Genomic DNA, 15,873 nt, shown 5'->3' with positions numbered 1-15,873 from the left:
GACTTTAGCAGAGGATGGAGTTGCGCGAATGAAAACCCCTTTTGATTACCCGGAAATTTTCTATAACGAAGCCATTTTCTATTTAGAGGCTAAATGGGGACGCCGCTTAAGTGACCATGAGCGACATGTACTAATTGAAGGTTATCGTTTTGGCAGAATGGTCGAGGCAGAAAGTGAAATCAAGATTTTGTTTGCGAATTAATTCAGGAAGGAAGGGGGTGTTCCAAATCGGAACACCCCTTTTTCTGAAATCGACAAGTTAGTGCTCCTGTTGATTTCGTAACGATTGTTCAGCATAGGCGATTAGGCGTTTGGTCATTTCACCGCCGACTGAACCGTTTGCTCGTGCGGTCGTATCAGCACCTAGCTCCACTCCAAACTCGTTGGCGATTTCTTCTTTCATCTGATCCAAAACATTGCCTGCACCAGGAACCAATAGTTTGTTTCTAGCCATGATACATCACTCCCGACGAAGTTTTTTGAGCAATTTAGAATATTGCTCGACTATATTTTATCCTAATAATGAATTCAAATTCAGATAAGACCGTTACAAGACTTGGAAAACCCGCAATTTCAAGCAAACGAGCAGGAAAGAATAGACTTCCTTTATCCACAATATTTGTAAGGGTCCTGCGACTTTTGTCGTATTTTTGGGTTTAAAAGCGCCAAAATACAATTTTGGATGTATAATAAGGACTTGCATAAATTAAAGGAGGAATTACTTTGATGGAATGGACATTAGCCGGATTATTTTTACTATCCGCTATCTTACTAATTATATCACTAGTAAAATCTAATCGGTCAGCTAAGGCAGAACATGAACAAATTGATCTGATTCATATATCGACAATGAAAGAAATTAATGCCCTTCAAGATTCCATTCGAAATCTTGAGCTTGATCTGGAAGTGGTTACGAATGAGGCAGGGATTTCACTTTCTACTGAGGAAAAACAATTAAAGCGTGAGGTATTAGATTTATTTAGAAGAAATTACTCTGTTGCAAGCATTGCAGAAATGAAACAGATTACTGAAAATGAAATCGAACAGATTATTGCTCCTTATCAGCAGCAGGTAAGTGATGAAGGGAGTGCCGCTGCCAATGAGAATTAATTTACTGAGCAGCTTTGCAGGCGGAATATTGATTAGCACATTGATTTGCGGTGCTATTTACTTTGTTGACAAGAGTGACGGAAAGGCACCTGCCACCACAGCCAAATCAAGCACAACGGTAAAAATATCAGAAAATGAAATGAAAAAAGAGCTTGAAACGAAAGGATATGTCGTTCAATCCAAAACTGAATATGACCAGAATTTGAAGGATGCCAAGGCAGCAGTAGAAAAGAAAAACCCTTCTGAAAACAACGAACCTGCCAAAACAGTCACAAAAGTGATTGTGAATGTATCAGAAGGTATGACGAGCATTGACGTCGGCAAGGCACTAGTACAAGGAAACTTGGTGCAGGATGCATTTGCTTTTTCTCAGGATATCGAGCAAAAGGGGATAGAAAATCGTTTGCGTCCAGGGGTATATGTCGTGGACAGTGAAATGACTTACGATCAAGTGGTTGCGGCGATATATAAATAACCTCCGTTACCAAATAAGAAGCGAACAGTTTACAAACTGTTCGCTTTCCTTTTATCATTTATTAATTGAACCTCGAGCCATTTTCGTACACTATTGATAAACCAGATTCTCGTACTTTTTTGCAGGTCAGTAATGGTTATTGTTTTTTCGCCAATTTCACCATTATTTAGCAACTGCTCACGAAAAGTTCCTGCTAGTAAGCCGCTTTTTAATGGGGGTGTCCATAATAACCCATCTATTTCCAAGACAACGTTCCCATTTGTAAATTCAGTCAACTCCCCATCATTGTTCCAAAGGAGCACATCGAACATATCGGCGGGTTTTCGTACCTGAAATTGTGAATACATATCCCTGTTAGTCGTTTTATGGTAGAGGAAGATATTGTTCTTATCTACGGGTATATCAGCAAGCAGCACCTTCAAATCTGCCCCTGGATGTGTAATTAAATTTCCTTCGATGTCAATGTCGCCGTTTTTAGACAAAAGGAGACGTACCTTTAGCTTACCACTGCGATTTTTCATTGAAAATTTATCCAATGCCCTTTTTACATCGGTTAGATTGCACTGAAATCCGAAGTAGTTAGCTGAATTTTTCAAACGATTGAGATGTTCTACTAATAAGAAATAAGTTCCATTATTTAAAAACAAACTTTCCAACAATTGAAATTCAGGTCTGTTCTCTTTAAGTAAGCTTGCTTTGGCCAGGATTTCTTGATATTCCCCCTCAGTAGTGGAATCCCAAGTGATTCCTCCGCCAACACCATAGGTAGCTTGGCTAGATTGATGTTCAATCATTACGGTTCTAATCGGCACATTAAAGATAGCTTCCTTTTCCGGTGTGATAAATCCAATCGCCCCACAATATACCTCACGCGGTTCCTGCTCTAAGTCTGCAATAATGTTCATCGTGCTAATTTTTGGCGCACCTGTAATGGATCCACATGGAAAAAGAGCCTTAAAGATTTCAACGAGTCTGGTATTGCTTGACACCCGTGCATTGATCGTTGAAGTCATTTGATGAACGGTAGGGTATTGCTCAATTTCAAATAACTTTGTTACAGACACTGTTCCTGGTTCGGCGATTATGCCTAAGTCGTTTCGCAGCAAGTCGACAATCATCACATTTTCAGCACGATTTTTATCTGAATGATAAAGCCAATTGGCGTTTGCTTGATCCTCAGCTGCCGATTTTCCTCTTTTCGATGTACCTTTCATCGGCCGGGTGGTAATTTTGTCATCTTTTAAGTGAAAAAACAATTCAGGTGAGGCGGATAAAATACTTTGTTCACCGGTGTTGATGTATGCACTGTAATTGGAAGATTGTGCCCTTTTAAGATTTTCAAAAAAAGCGATATCGTCCCCTTGGAAATGAGATTTAAGACGTATCGTATAGTTTGTCTGATAAGTATCACCACGTTCTATCGATTCCTTTATAGATAGAATCGCTTGATCGTATTCCGCCATACTAATTGATGGTATCCATTCCGTGAGACTGTAGGTGGCGTTGCTGTTAAGCGATTGCGGCAATGGATTTTGAAAAATGCCAAACCATAAGAGAGGCATTTTACCTCCGCTTCTAACGCTATAAGCAGTATCGAAGGCAGCTGCACTCTCATAGGAAAGAAACCCTGCAGCATAATAACCGTTCTCAACAGCATCCTCAACTAGTTTAAGGCTTGGCAATACCTCATCGATTGTATACGCTGTAATCACCTTAAATGGATTTTGAAAAGTCAGCGGTTTTATTATACCGTTTGAATCTGCAAATTCAAAAGATAAGAGAGGCTTTTGTATATTCATTTTTACATTCCTTTTTAAAAAAATTCTCTAACATCTGTAAGCCGTTTTTCGTCAAGATAGACTCGGGGTGGAATTGAACGCCTTCCACTTTATATTGATTATGACGGATTGCCATTATTTCTCCATCCTCACTTCTTGCACTGATTTCTAGACAAGTTGGAAGGGTGGACTCATCGATGATTAATGAATGATATCTTGTTACCTGGAATGGAGATGGTAAATCACGAAAAATCCCATTTTGATCATGTGTAAGAGATGAGATTTTTCCATGCATGGGTTTTAAAGCTTTAATAATGATTCCACCAAACGCTTGCGCAATAATTTGATGCCCTAAACAAACCCCTAATATGGGGATTTCTCGATAAAATCTTTTCACAATATCTAAACATAGACCGGCTGAATCGGGATTACCTGGCCCTGGAGAAAGTAGAAGATGATCAGGCTTCATTTCTTCTATCATTTTTAGCGACAATTGATCATTCCGGATCACAACAACATCTTCGCCAATTGTTTGGATATATTGGACTAAATTGAACGTAAATGAGTCATAGTTGTCAATTACTAAAATCACTGGTTACTCTGGCTCCATTTCTATATTGTTTTTTTACGCTAAGCACAATCTCCATTTGAAGATTGGTATCAACCCTTTTCATGTTAAAGTGAAAATAGTCAGATGTAAATATTAATAGGGACTTTTTATTTTAATTTATCGTACCTCATGAATATTTATTATAGTAGAATAATAATAAAGATGAAATCGCTTTCTTGATTTTACGTACTTGTTATTGTCGATATGACGATTGTCCTATATTTATCAATAATTACTAAGTTTTCAAAGTTTGTTCAATATTTCACAATGTATTATATAAAATTCATGTTATGATAAATACATAAAGAACAAGGAGTGATGATAGATGATGATTTGTGAATGGAAAACCTTCTCAACCGATTCTGAAACCTATACTCAAGAATTATTTGAAGAAACAGTGGGTGATGAATTTGAAGCCATGTTATTTAAAGAAAACGAAGAAATTCCTGCTTTTATTTGGACGGTAAATTACGTTATCATCGTCAAAAAATATTCAAAAGTCCTAACTGACATTTTATTTGAAAAAATTCCAAGAAATCCTGTTTGCGAGTAAAACGCTCCTGATATTTTTTTGATCACACATGTGAAATAATTCACAAATTAAGGTTTGTGAATGATCAAAATATGTGCTTTTAAACAATTGGAGGGAACAAACATGGCAGTGGTAGAAAAATCGCTAAAAGAAAAACAATCGGTGACCAACATGATTGATGCTTTGGTGGAAAACGGTCTAAAAGCATTAGAGGAATTTCGCAGCTTTGATCAAGAAATGATTAACCAAATTGTCAAGCAAATGGCCTTGGCGGGTCTTGATCAGCATATGCCCCTTGCAAAATTGGCTGTTGAAGAAACCGGAAGAGGGGTATATGAGGATAAAATCATTAAAAATATGTTTGCAACTGAATATGTCTACCATAATATCAAATACGATAAAACCGTTGGAATCATCAATGAAAACGAGCATGAGGGTATGATTGAAATCGCTGAACCTGTAGGTGTGGTTGCAGGGGTTACACCTGTCACAAACCCAACCTCTACTACGATGTTTAAATCACTTATTTCGATCAAGACGAGGAATCCTATTATTTTTGCCTTTCATCCATCTGCACAAAAATGCAGTAGTGAAGCAGCTCGAATCCTGAGAGATGCTGCAATCAAAGCCGGAGCACCGGAAAATTGCATTCAATGGATTGAAACCCCATCCCTTGAGGCTACACAAGCATTGATGAACCACAATAAAATATCGATGATTCTGGCAACCGGCGGGGCTGGCATGGTCAAATCCGCATACAGTTCAGGAAAACCAGCCCTTGGGGTTGGACCTGGAAATGTCCCTTGCTATATTGAAAAAACGGCTCATCTTCATCAGGCGGTCAATGACTTAATATTATCCAAAACGTTTGATAACGGAATGATTTGTGCTTCTGAACAAGCAGTTATTATCGATAAAGAAATTTACTCAGAAGTGAAAGAGGAAATGATTGCGAACAATTGCTATTTCTTAAATAAGGAAGAAAAAGAAAAGGTTGAAAAATTAGTCATCAATGAACAATCCTGTGCGGTAAATCCAAACATTGTTGGGATGGCTGCGTCCAAAATTGCCGCCCTAGCAGGTGTGAAGGTTCCAGAACACACGAAAATTCTCGTCGCGGAAATAAAAGGAGTCGGTCCCAAATTTCCACTATCAAGAGAAAAATTAAGTCCTGTCTTAGCCTGCTACAAGGTCAGCAGTCATGATGAAGGCTATAGAAGGGCAGAAGAGATGCTGGAGTTTGGCGGTCTAGGGCATTCCGCTGTGATTCATACCAATGATCAAACGGTCATCAAAGAGTATGGATTAAGGATGAAAGCAGGAAGGATTATCGTAAACGCTCCATCCTCCCAAGGGGCAATTGGTGATATTTATAATGGATATATTCCTTCCTTGACTCTTGGCTGCGGTTCATATGGCGGAAATTCAGTGTCCACTAACGTTGGGGCGATACATTTAATCAATATAAAAAAAGTAGCGAAAAGGAATGTCAATATGCAGTGGTTTAAAGTGCCGTCCAAAATATACTTTGAGAAAAACTCTACTCAGTATCTAGCAAAGATGCCGAAAATCTCAAAAGCTTTTATTGTCACTGACCCCGGCATGGTGAAACTGGGCTATGTTGATAAGGTGCTTTACTATTTACGGAAGCGGCCAGATTATGTCCACTGTGAGATTTTTTCCGAGGTGGAACCAGATCCATCCATTGAAACAGTGATGAAAGGCGCAGAAAGGATGGCGAAATTCCAGCCGGATGTCATAATTGCTCTTGGCGGTGGTTCAGCAATGGATGCTGCTAAAGGAATGTGGTTGTTTTATGAATTTCCTGATACCGAATTCTTTGGCTTAAAACAAAAATTCCTGGATATTCGCAAACGAATCGTAAAATATCCACGTCTTGGAGAAAGGGCGCAATTCGTTGCCATTCCTACGACTTCCGGTACAGGATCAGAAGTAACCTCATTCTCCGTGATTACCGATAAGGAATCAAATACGAAATACCCGCTCGCTGATTATGAATTGACACCAGATGTGGCGATTATTGATCCCCAGTTCGTCATGACGGTACCAAAACACATTACAGCCGATACAGGTTTGGATGTATTAACATATGCGATAGAAGCGTATGTATCCTGTATGGCCAATGACTTTACAGATGGACTGGCGATGAAAGCAATCCAATTGGTCTTTGAATACCTGCCAAGAGCCTACAAAAATGGCAGTGATGAAGAGGCACGTGAAAAGGTTCATAATGCTTCAACAATTGCGGGTATGGCATTTGCAAATGCCTTTTTAGGAATAAACCATAGTCTAGCTCATAAATTAGGAGCTGAATTCCATATTGCACATGGACGTGCGAATGCGGTACTTTTGCCGCATGTTATTCGCTACAATGCCACAAAACCGAAGAAGTTTACCGCATTTCCAAAGTATAACCACTTCAAAGCAGATAAACGTTATGCAGAAATTGCTAGAACTTTGGGTTTCCCAGCAAACACAACTGAGGAAGGTGTTGAGAGTCTCGTGCAGGCTATCATTCAATTAGCCAAAGAACTAGAAGTCCCAATGAGTTTAGAGGCAAACAATATCGATCAAGCAGACTTCGAAAGCAAAGTTGATTTCTTAGCAGATCGTGCGTTTGAAGATCAATGTACAACTGCCAATCCAAAGCTTCCGTTAGTTACAGAATTAGCGGAGATTTACCGATTAGCGTATAAAGGAATGTAAACCATTTTTGGGTTCAGACCACTGGTGCAGCAATATTTTAAACGCCGGGGGTCTAGCCCATTTTTAAATAAAAAAATAGCAATGACATAACTAACGATGTATACTAATTATTGTATTTTTACAATTCGAAAATATCCAAGCAGGTGGAATGATGGGAAAAACAATAGTAGAAAAACTAAATCTACAGAAATATAAAAAAATAGCCGTACTACATTTACCCTATGGTGCTGATTATTTGGCAGAACTCACTGGTTATGATAATGAACTGCGCGAACATTCATATGATCTTATTTTTGCCTTTGTATTAGATATGGCATCTTTACAGGAACTTGTAAAAAAGGTCATTGATAAAAATTATCTAAATAAAAACGGCTATATGTATCTGGCTTATCCAAAAAAGGGAAATAAAATCTATCCAACCTTCATTCATCGTGATGATTTGTTAAGCGGGATAGGTGCAGATCAAGATGGCTATATTGGGACAAGCACGATCAAATTTTCTCGTATGGTCGGGTTAGATGAGGTTTTTACGGTGGTTGGTCTGAAAGAAGATTCAAAATCCAAAAATCAAACATCTCCGAAAGCGAGTCAATGTGTGGATGATTATATTTCCTATATTCCAGTGGTAGAAAAGGATTTACAGGATACACCGGACTTACTTGCCTTCTATCAATCACTTACCCCTGGGTACCGTAAAGATTGGGCTCGATATGTATACAGTGCAAAACAAGAGGTAACAAAAGCAAAACGACGCGAGGAAATGAAAATGATTCTCGGAAAAGGTTACAAGAGCCGCGAGTTATATCGAAGCGGAAATTAAAAGTCCGCTGACATATTACCTGTTTAAAATTATGTCTCATAATTTAAGATACAAAGACATTAACTTAAACAGGGGGTGTTTGCGATGAATGAGCACGAGGGCAGAAGGGGACAGCAGCAAAATACCCAATTTCCCTTGAAAGTCTCTTATTCACGAACAAACAAAATCGTTTTGGGTGCTGTCTTCACTGCTCTGGCAGCAATCTTTCAGTCAGCTGGTGTTTTTGCTGGCATTGGTTATGCATTAAGTATTTTAACCACCTTGCCAATTGTCCTTTCATGTTTGATTTCTTTAAGGATTGGAATTATGTCATATTTTAATACTATATTATTATTAATGATTTTCCTGCCTAGCGAGCTGTTTGTATTTCCTTTTACAACTGGATTATTAGGGATTAGCTTAGGGACAGCATTTAAGTTTTGGAAGAATTGGCTGTCAATCACCGTGTTTGGTGGCAGTTCACTAACAGCAGGGATCATGGCTTTATTATATGTTTTTGGTTTTCCTGTCTTAGGCCCAACCGTTTCTCATACCTTTAATAGTAAGGTAGTCCTATTAATCTTTCTGTTTTCATTAGTTTATAGTTGGATTTGGATGGTCCTAGGCAAGAAGGCAGCAAGGTTATTGATGAAATCTACGATTGTGAAAAAATAAGGCTGCCTAGCCCTTTGGGGGAATTGGCAGCCTTGTTACGTTTATTATTTATCGAGCATGTTAACCGGTAAAATCCCTTTTAGTGCTGACTCTTCGTCATTCGTTAACGGAATTAACGGCAGGCGGACACCGCCAACATTGACTCCAGTTAGATTCAAGGCCGCTTTAACCGGTGTTGGGTTTGGTGCAGCAAATAGGGCTTTCATGAGCGGGAGAAGATGCCAATGTGCTGATGCTGCCTCCTTCAAATGCCCATTTTTAAAATTAGTCACCATTTCCTGCATTTCATTACCAATGACATGGGAAGCAACAGATATAATTCCTGTACCGCCAATCGCTAAAATGGGCAATGTTAGTCCATCATCGCCACTGTAAAGCGTAAAATCTTCAGAAGTTTGACTTATAATTTCTGCGATCGCATCTAGATTGCCGCTTGCTTCTTTGATGGAGACAATGTTGTTAATGTTTGAAAGCCGGACAATAGTGTCCACATCCATGTTGATGCCAGTTCGGCCCGGGATATTATAAAGCATTACCGGCAAAGAAGTTGATTCGGCGATGGCTTTAAAGTGTTGGAATAACCCTTCTTGGGATGGCTTGTTATAGTAGGGAACAACAAGCATAATCCCGTCAACGCCAGTCTCCTCCGCAAGTTTTGTAAGGCTAATTGAAGCCCTTGTGTCATTTGATCCCGTACCTGCAATGACCGGAACTCTTCCATTTACAATTTCAACCACAAATTTAAATAAAGCGACTTTTTCCTCGGTTGTTAAGGTAGGGGACTCACCTGTTGTCCCAGCAACAACCAATCCATCGGTTCCATTTGCAAGTAAATGATTCACTAAATTCCGTGTTGCGTCAAAATCAATTTCACCATTTTGATCAAATGGAGTCACCATTGCAGTTAATACTTGGCCAAAATTCATCATTCTCACCCTTTTTCATTTTTTTAGAAATTAGAGGGGCAGAGGCCACTTTTTTATCAACGCAAAAAAGCAGCAACGAGGGTACGCTGCTGCAGTAGAAACATAATATAAAACAAAGTTCCTATGCGTGAGATAGCCCTCCATATAGTTTCCTATATGACAATTCTGTGCTTATTCAACAACAGAACCAGCTTCAAGATGAATGAGTTCTTGGAAGCTTCGGCAAATTCCCCTTTCCACCATTCTCAGTGGATCTCATCATCCTCAAAAAGTGTACTAATGGTCTTTGCGCCTCTATCCTCACTTCAAAAGGTATTGAAGTAAGAAAGTATTTAATTGATTTCTAATCTAACAGATAATTCATTATTATTCAAGTGATTTGTCCAATTGAAACGCTTTAATGAACAGCAAATTTATAATATTTCAATTTTTTGTTATCATTATATGGGGTATCATTCGTCATAAAATGTGAATGAACTAGTAAAGTACAGATTGGACAACTAAAATGAGCTTAAGAAAACTAAAATGAAAAGGTGTTATATGGAAAAGGTAATTGTGATAGGAGCAGGGATTCTCGGTGCCTCCACCGCTTATCACCTTGCTAATTTAGGGGTAAAAGTTACTTTAATTGACCGCCACGACCGTGGACAGGCAACAGATGCGGCTGCAGGGATTGTTTGTCCTTGGCTTTCGCAGCGACGGAATAAAGCCTGGTATAGCCTGGCAAAAGGGGGAGCGCGCTATTATCCTGAATTAATTGCTCAATTGGAAGCAGAGGGCGAAAATGATACAGGGTACAAAAGGGTTGGAGCCATTAGTCTTCATACAGACAGTAATAAGCTGGAGCAGATGGCGGAGCGCGCCGAAAAACGCCGGGAGGATGCCCCGGAAATTGGTGAAATATCCATTTTGTCACCTACGGAAACGAAAAGTCTATTTCCACCGGTCTCAGAGGTGTTTGGTTCCGTTCATATAAGTGGTGGAGCACGAGTAAATGGCAGAGCTTTACGGGATTCGCTGGTCCATACTTCAATAAAGAATGGAGTGACTATCCTGAGAGGGAATGCTGCCATTATTTATGAAGGAAATCGAGTTATTGGGATTAGGCACGAAGGAACTCTTTTGTTGGCGGATCAAGTAATTGTTACGGCAGGGGCGTGGTCAAAAGAACTTTTGCAGCCACTGGGCGTGGAATTCTTAGTCAAACCACAAAAGGCACAGATTGTTCATCTGGAATTGCCTGAAACGGATACAAATTCATGGCCGGTTGTCATGCCACTCCATAACCAGTACATCCTTACCTTTGAAAATGGCCGGGTAATCGTGGGTTCCACACATGAAAATGAAGCTGGATTTGACATTCGAGTAACGGCCGGTGGTATTCATGAGATCTTAAACCAAGCCTTAGAGGTGGCACCAGGTCTATCGAACGGTACTTTACTTGAAACAAGGGTGGGGTTTCGACCTTTCACCCCGGGTTTTTTACCAGTGGCAGGGCCATTACCACATTTCGAAGGAATTTATGTTGCCAATGGACTTGGCGCCTCAGGGCTAACTAGCGGACCATATCTTGGTGCAGAGATAGCTAAGCATGTGATGGGTAAACAGACAGAGATTGATTTTGGTTCCTATGCCGTATCGGGAGCTCTTTAAAGACAGTATTTATTATTTTAAAAAATAAAAAGAGGAGCCGCCAAGATAAAATGGCGCTCCCACCTAAAAGCCCTATTACTCGACCGTAACCGATAATGATTTAACTAAGACCGACGGAGAACCAACTGGTGTAAGCGGGAAGATTAGATCCTCACCAATTTCTTCGACATCCTTTAATAATTGATAGAAATTACCGGCGATGGTCATTAAATTTACCGGATATTGAATCTCCCCATCAGCAACATAGAATCCATTTGCAGCGACGGAAAAGTCACCAGAAACCGTATTTGCCCCGGAATGCAAGCCCGATAGACTAGTTATGAATATCCCTTCATTCATTCTGCCGAGCAAATCTTCAAACGATACTGCGGAAGGCTTCAGGAAAAGATTAGAAGGACCGACCTTAACTGCACTTTTATAAGAATCCTTATGTGCATGACCGGTAGTCTCAGTTTGTTCCTTTTTCGCTGTTTTTTGATTGTGAAGCAAGGATTGTAATACTCCTGATTCTACTAATGTCAGTTTCTTCGACGCAACGCCCTCACTGTCAAAGGTTCTACTGGCAAGACCATCCTCTAGAAATGGGTCATCGAGAATCGTAATCTTTTGCCCGGCAATTTTCTTACCTAGCTTATCCTTTAAGGATGAAATACCTGCTTGTGTGTTCTCAGCAGAAAAATTAGACGAGAATGTCGCTAACAGACTTGCAGCTGCATCATTTCGTAATAGAACGGGGTATTCCTTGCTGGCAATATTTCTGGACCCTAATTGTGAAAGTGCTTCCTCTGCGGCTTTTCTAGCCATTTCCTTGGCATCCAACTGATAGAAGTCTTTTGTCACTTTAAATTCAAAGGAAGTTTTCGTTTCCTCACCGTCTTTTACGATGGCTTCCGTAATGACATACATATAATTCATTTGGTCGGTTAAAGACAAACCTTTACTATTGGACAGATTCCGAGAAACTGTTTCTGTCCGTATCATGCAATAATCGGTCGCCACAATTCGAGTATCTATTGCAAGTAATTCACGTTCAACATCTTTAATAAATTTTATTTTTTCGGGAATGGATACTTCATTTAAGGATGTTGAGAAGAAGTTTCCTTGTTCATACTGACTGCTTCCGGCAAAAATTTCTTCAATATCTTCATCATGCATGATCTGTGTATTTTCTTTTGCGTTTTCCAGCAAGAAAGGGATGGAAGCCTCTTCAACTTTTTCGGAATAGGCATAACCCATTTTCCCATCAATGATACCGCGGAAGGAAACTCCGCCGTCTTCAGCAATTTCATATTGATCAATTTCGCCATTGTATACTTGACAGCCAAAGACTTCTTTCCTTTCATAATACATTTCTACATCCGTGTATCCGCGGTTTTGTGCCTCATTAAATAATTTCGCTTGAAATTCTTGAATGTTCACGGCTTATTCCCCCTTCGTCCCGCCGACAGTAATTTCGCTTACACGGATCATTGGCTGACCCACATTCACTGGAATACTTCCACTCAATGAACCGCACATTCCGGCGCCATGACCCAAATTATTGCCGACCATATCAACCAACTGTAATGTTTTTGGACCATTACCGATTAATGTAGCACCCTTCAAAGGTTTTCCGAGCTTGCCGTTTTTCACCTCGTACGCTTCCATGACTGCAAAGTTGTAATCACCTGTAGCCGGATTAACTTGGCCGCCGCCCATATATTTAGTGTAAATTCCTTGTTCGGTATTGGTGATAATTTCTTCTGGTGTTGATTTTCCAGGAGCAATATACGTATTCGTCATTCTTGAGGTTGGGGCAAAACGGAATGATTGTCTTCTGCCGGATCCAGTTGATTCCATACCCATTCTGCGAGAATTAAATTTATCAATTAAATAGCCTTTAAGAATCCCATTTTCGATAAGTACATTTTTTCGCGCCTTTTCGCCTTCATCATCGATATGGATGGAACCCCACTCATTTTGAATTGTCCCGTCATCAATATATGTAACAATGGAAGGAGCAACCCGTTCACCAATACGATTCGCGAACACTGAGTTGTTTTTCGCAACGGCAGTAGCTTCTAAACCGTGTCCACAAGCTTCATGAAAAATAACCCCGCCAAATTCATTGTCGATAATCACAGGGAATTTCCCGCTTGGACATGGACTGGCATCCAGCATTGTCACAGCAATACGGGCTGCTTCATTCGCATAATGGTATAAATTTAAATTTTCAAAAAACTCAAAGCCTTGATGGGCACCCGGACCATAAAAACCCGTTTCCATTTGATTATCTCTTACGGCTACTGCCTGAATGGCAAGTCTTGAGCGAACACGTTTATCTTCAATAAATTTTCCTTCGGAATTGGCAATTAGTACATTTTGTTCCTCATCCATGTAACGGACTGTGACTTGAGAGATACTAGAATGATAGTTCTTAGCAGTGGTATAAGCATTTTTCATGATGGCTGCCTTTCGGTTTTTATCTACTTCTTGTGGCAGCAGCCGAACGGGATGAATGGTTTCAAATGACTCTTGTATAAATGGGGATAGTTGATGGATCGTATTTCCACTTATTGCTTGTGCAGCGTTTTTGGCCGCTTTAAGCAGACCTTCTTTGCTGTGATCCGTTGTATAGGCATAGACGCTTTGCAACCCTCTAAACACACGGATACCTATTCCAAAATCACGACCGGATAGACAGGTTTCAATTTTCCCGCTTTGCAGTGTGAAATTATTTGTAAAACGATCTTCAACGAAAATCTCCGAAAAATCTCCACCTGTTGATAAAGCCTCTGTCAGTACGTCTTCAATTAAAGATTTGCTTAGCATAAAGACCTCCTATATTCTTTTCTATAAGACTAGAAAGAATTGAAACTTCGGTTAGAATCTTCCTAAATTGGTACCTTTTAATCATACAACATTTTTATTGTTAATGGTTAATTTTACCTTATTGGAGATGCAAATTGTTTAATGAAAGGGAAAAGTGCTTTAGGAAGAGAAGGGAAATCCAAGTGAAAAATTGAATATAAAAGGTAATATGAAAAAAGGTGGGTAATCAATGACTACAATACCTAGACCTGCATCAACTGTTGTTTTATTGGATCAATCCTCAAGGGTCTATATGACCAAAAGGCCCGAAACAATGAAATTTTTTGGCGGATATTATGTTTTTCCTGGAGGAGCGGTTGACCAGGCTGACGACATTCATGACTGTAACGGTTTAATATATGGACAACGCAATGAAACATTTGAACTTTCACACTATGTAGCTGCTGCAAGAGAATTATTCGAAGAAGTGGGGGTGCTGGTTTGTAAGAGGGAAGACGGATCTCCTGTTCTGTTTGATGTGGAAACAGAAGTGGCATACCGTCATCTCCTAATAAACGGTGAAATCTCTTTTGTACAACTGCTTCAAAAGGAAGGACTTCAATTTCGGCTTGATGACTTTTCCTATATCGGTCAAATCATTACTCCGAAGAGAAACCCGATCCGCTTTGATACACGATTTTTTCTAACTAGGCTGCCAGAAAGGCAAATCCCAAAACCTGATAATAAGGAAATTAGCGAAACCATTTGGCTTTCTCCAGCCGATGCATTAAATGCCTGTCAAAATGGGGAAATTTTAATGGCACCGCCAACGATTCATACATTAAAGACGATTATTCAACATCTAGATGGAGGTCCATTAAAGATGCCCGCATTTAACCTAAGCGATTATTTGGATGAAATGAAAGGGTAATTGGAAACTTGATTCAAATTCGGCTATTGTCCAAGCTTTTTCAAAATCACTGCTTCCAGAACCCTCCATGGCAATAGGCTTTTTAGAAACAGAGTTTGCTTGATCCCCTTCCCAATGGGATAGCGAAGATTCGGTGATTTCTTTTGTGAAGCAATTTGCGCTACAAGCCTTGCTACTTCACTCGGGTTACCATGATTCGACTTTCCGCCCTCAATTTCGCCAAGCAAACTCTTCATATAGGAAGAGTAAGGGGATTCAGAGTTAATTTCCATTCGATCCACGCTAGTCCAAATATTGGTTTGATACGAACCAGGCTCAATTAATGTGACATCTATGCCAAACGGTTTAAGTTCCAACCTTAAACTCTCGCTATAACCCTCAAGTGCATGCTTGGAAGCAGCATATGCAGATAGGCCAGGGAAACCAAATCTTCCGCTGATGCTGCTCATGTTAATAATCCTACCTTGCTTTTTTGTCCTCATAAAAGGGAGAACAGCATTTGTCACTGAAATGACCCCAAAAAAATTAGTTTCAAATTGCTGCCGGTATTCCTCAATTGAGAGATCCTCGCTAAAGCCACCAAGGGCAACCCCCGCATTGTTTACTAACACATCTATAGATGGATAATCTACAAGTAAGGTTTTAAACTCATGTATAGAGGCAGACGAACTAACGTCAAGCTGATTGATATGAATTTTATTTTCTATACCTTTTTCTTTTGCAAGTTCAACCATTGGTGTCGCTTTTTTTACATCTCTCATTGTCGCTATGACAGTATAGCCCTTCAAAGCTAGTTCAATTACGCATAACAATCCAAAGCCACTAGATGATCCTGTAACAACTGCTGTTTTACTGTTCATACATTCT

The 15,873-nt window shown here is 39.7% G+C and carries 16 protein-coding genes and 1 riboswitch; of the genes, 9 read left to right on the top strand and 7 right to left on the bottom strand.

What is annotated here, in order from left to right; genetic code table 11:
- The first annotated feature begins 28 nt into the window (after positions 1-28).
- Complete coding sequence (locus FAY30_RS27180; RefSeq protein WP_190284643.1) at positions 29-202, top strand: hypothetical protein; 174 nt, start codon at positions 29-31, stop codon at positions 200-202.
- 57 nt (positions 203-259) lie between these two features.
- Here the strand turns inward: FAY30_RS27180 and FAY30_RS13610 are convergent, their stop codons facing one another.
- Positions 260-454, bottom strand: coding sequence for an alpha/beta-type small acid-soluble spore protein (locus FAY30_RS13610; protein WP_149870386.1), 195 nt, complete (start codon positions 452-454; stop codon positions 260-262).
- 272 nt (positions 455-726) lie between these two features.
- Here FAY30_RS13610 and FAY30_RS13605 point away from each other — a divergent pair, with 272 nt between their 5' ends.
- Together FAY30_RS13605 and FAY30_RS13600 are read left to right on the top strand one after the other, a co-directional pair.
- Complete coding sequence (locus FAY30_RS13605; RefSeq protein WP_149870385.1) at positions 727-1,110, top strand: hypothetical protein; 384 nt, start codon at positions 727-729, stop codon at positions 1,108-1,110.
- Positions 1,100-1,585: an aminodeoxychorismate lyase gene (locus FAY30_RS13600; RefSeq protein ID WP_190284642.1), complete on the top strand. Its 486-nt coding sequence runs from the start codon at positions 1,100-1,102 to the stop codon at positions 1,583-1,585. Before FAY30_RS13605 ends, FAY30_RS13600 begins: the two co-directional genes overlap by 11 nt.
- Before the next feature lie 29 nt (positions 1,586-1,614).
- Here FAY30_RS13600 and pabB read toward each other — a convergent pair whose 3' ends face one another.
- Positions 1,615-3,384: an aminodeoxychorismate synthase component I gene (pabB, locus tag FAY30_RS13595; protein WP_149870384.1), complete on the bottom strand. Its 1,770-nt coding sequence runs from the start codon at positions 3,382-3,384 to the stop codon at positions 1,615-1,617.
- Positions 3,353-3,955: an anthranilate synthase component II gene (locus FAY30_RS13590; protein ID WP_149870383.1), complete on the bottom strand. Its 603-nt coding sequence runs from the start codon at positions 3,953-3,955 to the stop codon at positions 3,353-3,355. The genes pabB and FAY30_RS13590 overlap by 32 nt, the downstream gene beginning before the upstream one ends.
- A gap of 343 nt (positions 3,956-4,298) precedes the next feature.
- On the opposite strand from FAY30_RS13590, the gene FAY30_RS13585 reads away from it, so the two are divergent.
- The 4 genes from FAY30_RS13585 to FAY30_RS13570 all read left to right on the top strand — a co-directional run bounded on the left by FAY30_RS13585 (position 4,299) and on the right by FAY30_RS13570 (position 8,706).
- Positions 4,299-4,526, top strand: coding sequence for a hypothetical protein (locus tag FAY30_RS13585; RefSeq protein ID WP_149870382.1), 228 nt, complete (start codon positions 4,299-4,301; stop codon positions 4,524-4,526).
- Between the two features lie 102 nt (positions 4,527-4,628).
- The gene (gene adhE / locus FAY30_RS13580) at positions 4,629-7,232 is read left to right on the top strand and encodes a bifunctional acetaldehyde-CoA/alcohol dehydrogenase (protein ID WP_149870381.1); all 2,604 of its coding nucleotides are present in this window, start codon (positions 4,629-4,631) and stop codon (positions 7,230-7,232) included.
- 148 nt (positions 7,233-7,380) lie between these two features.
- Positions 7,381-8,052, top strand: coding sequence for a YdeI/OmpD-associated family protein (locus tag FAY30_RS13575; protein ID WP_190284641.1), 672 nt, complete (start codon positions 7,381-7,383; stop codon positions 8,050-8,052).
- 84 nt (positions 8,053-8,136) lie between these two features.
- Entirely contained in the window at positions 8,137-8,706 is a 570-nt protein-coding gene (locus FAY30_RS13570; protein WP_149870379.1) for a hypothetical protein, read from the top strand.
- A 44-nt stretch (positions 8,707-8,750) separates the two neighbouring features.
- On the opposite strand, the gene dapA is transcribed toward FAY30_RS13570, so the two are convergent.
- Positions 8,751-9,632, bottom strand: a complete 882-nt coding sequence (gene dapA, locus FAY30_RS13565; RefSeq protein ID WP_149870378.1) for a 4-hydroxy-tetrahydrodipicolinate synthase — start codon at positions 9,630-9,632, stop codon at positions 8,751-8,753.
- Between the two features lie 125 nt (positions 9,633-9,757).
- Positions 9,758-9,937: riboswitch (Lysine riboswitch) on the bottom strand.
- A 235-nt stretch (positions 9,938-10,172) separates the two neighbouring features.
- Between dapA and FAY30_RS13560 the strand changes: the two genes are divergently transcribed.
- Positions 10,173-11,285 carry an NAD(P)/FAD-dependent oxidoreductase gene (locus FAY30_RS13560; protein WP_149870377.1) on the top strand — a complete coding sequence of 371 codons (1,113 nt, stop codon included), beginning with the start codon at positions 10,173-10,175 and terminating at the stop codon, positions 11,283-11,285.
- 75 nt (positions 11,286-11,360) lie between these two features.
- On the opposite strand, the gene FAY30_RS13555 is transcribed toward FAY30_RS13560, so the two are convergent.
- Positions 11,361-12,704, bottom strand: coding sequence for a TldD/PmbA family protein (locus FAY30_RS13555; protein ID WP_149870376.1), 1,344 nt, complete (start codon positions 12,702-12,704; stop codon positions 11,361-11,363).
- Positions 12,705-12,707: 3 nt separating this feature from the next.
- The gene (locus FAY30_RS13550; RefSeq protein WP_149870375.1) at positions 12,708-14,096 is read right to left on the bottom strand and encodes a TldD/PmbA family protein; all 1,389 of its coding nucleotides are present in this window, start codon (positions 14,094-14,096) and stop codon (positions 12,708-12,710) included.
- A gap of 229 nt (positions 14,097-14,325) precedes the next feature.
- Between FAY30_RS13550 and FAY30_RS13545 the strand changes: the two genes are divergently transcribed.
- On the top strand, positions 14,326-15,006 hold the full coding sequence (locus tag FAY30_RS13545) for an NUDIX hydrolase (protein WP_149870374.1): 681 nt from the start codon (positions 14,326-14,328) through the stop codon (positions 15,004-15,006).
- Between the two features lie 23 nt (positions 15,007-15,029).
- Here FAY30_RS13545 and FAY30_RS13540 read toward each other — a convergent pair whose 3' ends face one another.
- A complete protein-coding gene (locus tag FAY30_RS13540; protein WP_149870373.1) occupies positions 15,030-15,866 on the bottom strand; it encodes an SDR family oxidoreductase in 837 nt (278 codons plus the stop codon).
- Positions 15,867-15,873 lie beyond the last annotated feature (7 nt).

Origin of the sequence: Bacillus sp. S3, from assembly GCF_005154805.1 — a bacterium.
Classification (GTDB): domain Bacteria; phylum Bacillota; class Bacilli; order Bacillales; family Cytobacillaceae; genus Neobacillus.
This window is presented reverse-complemented; position numbering and strand designations above follow the sequence as displayed.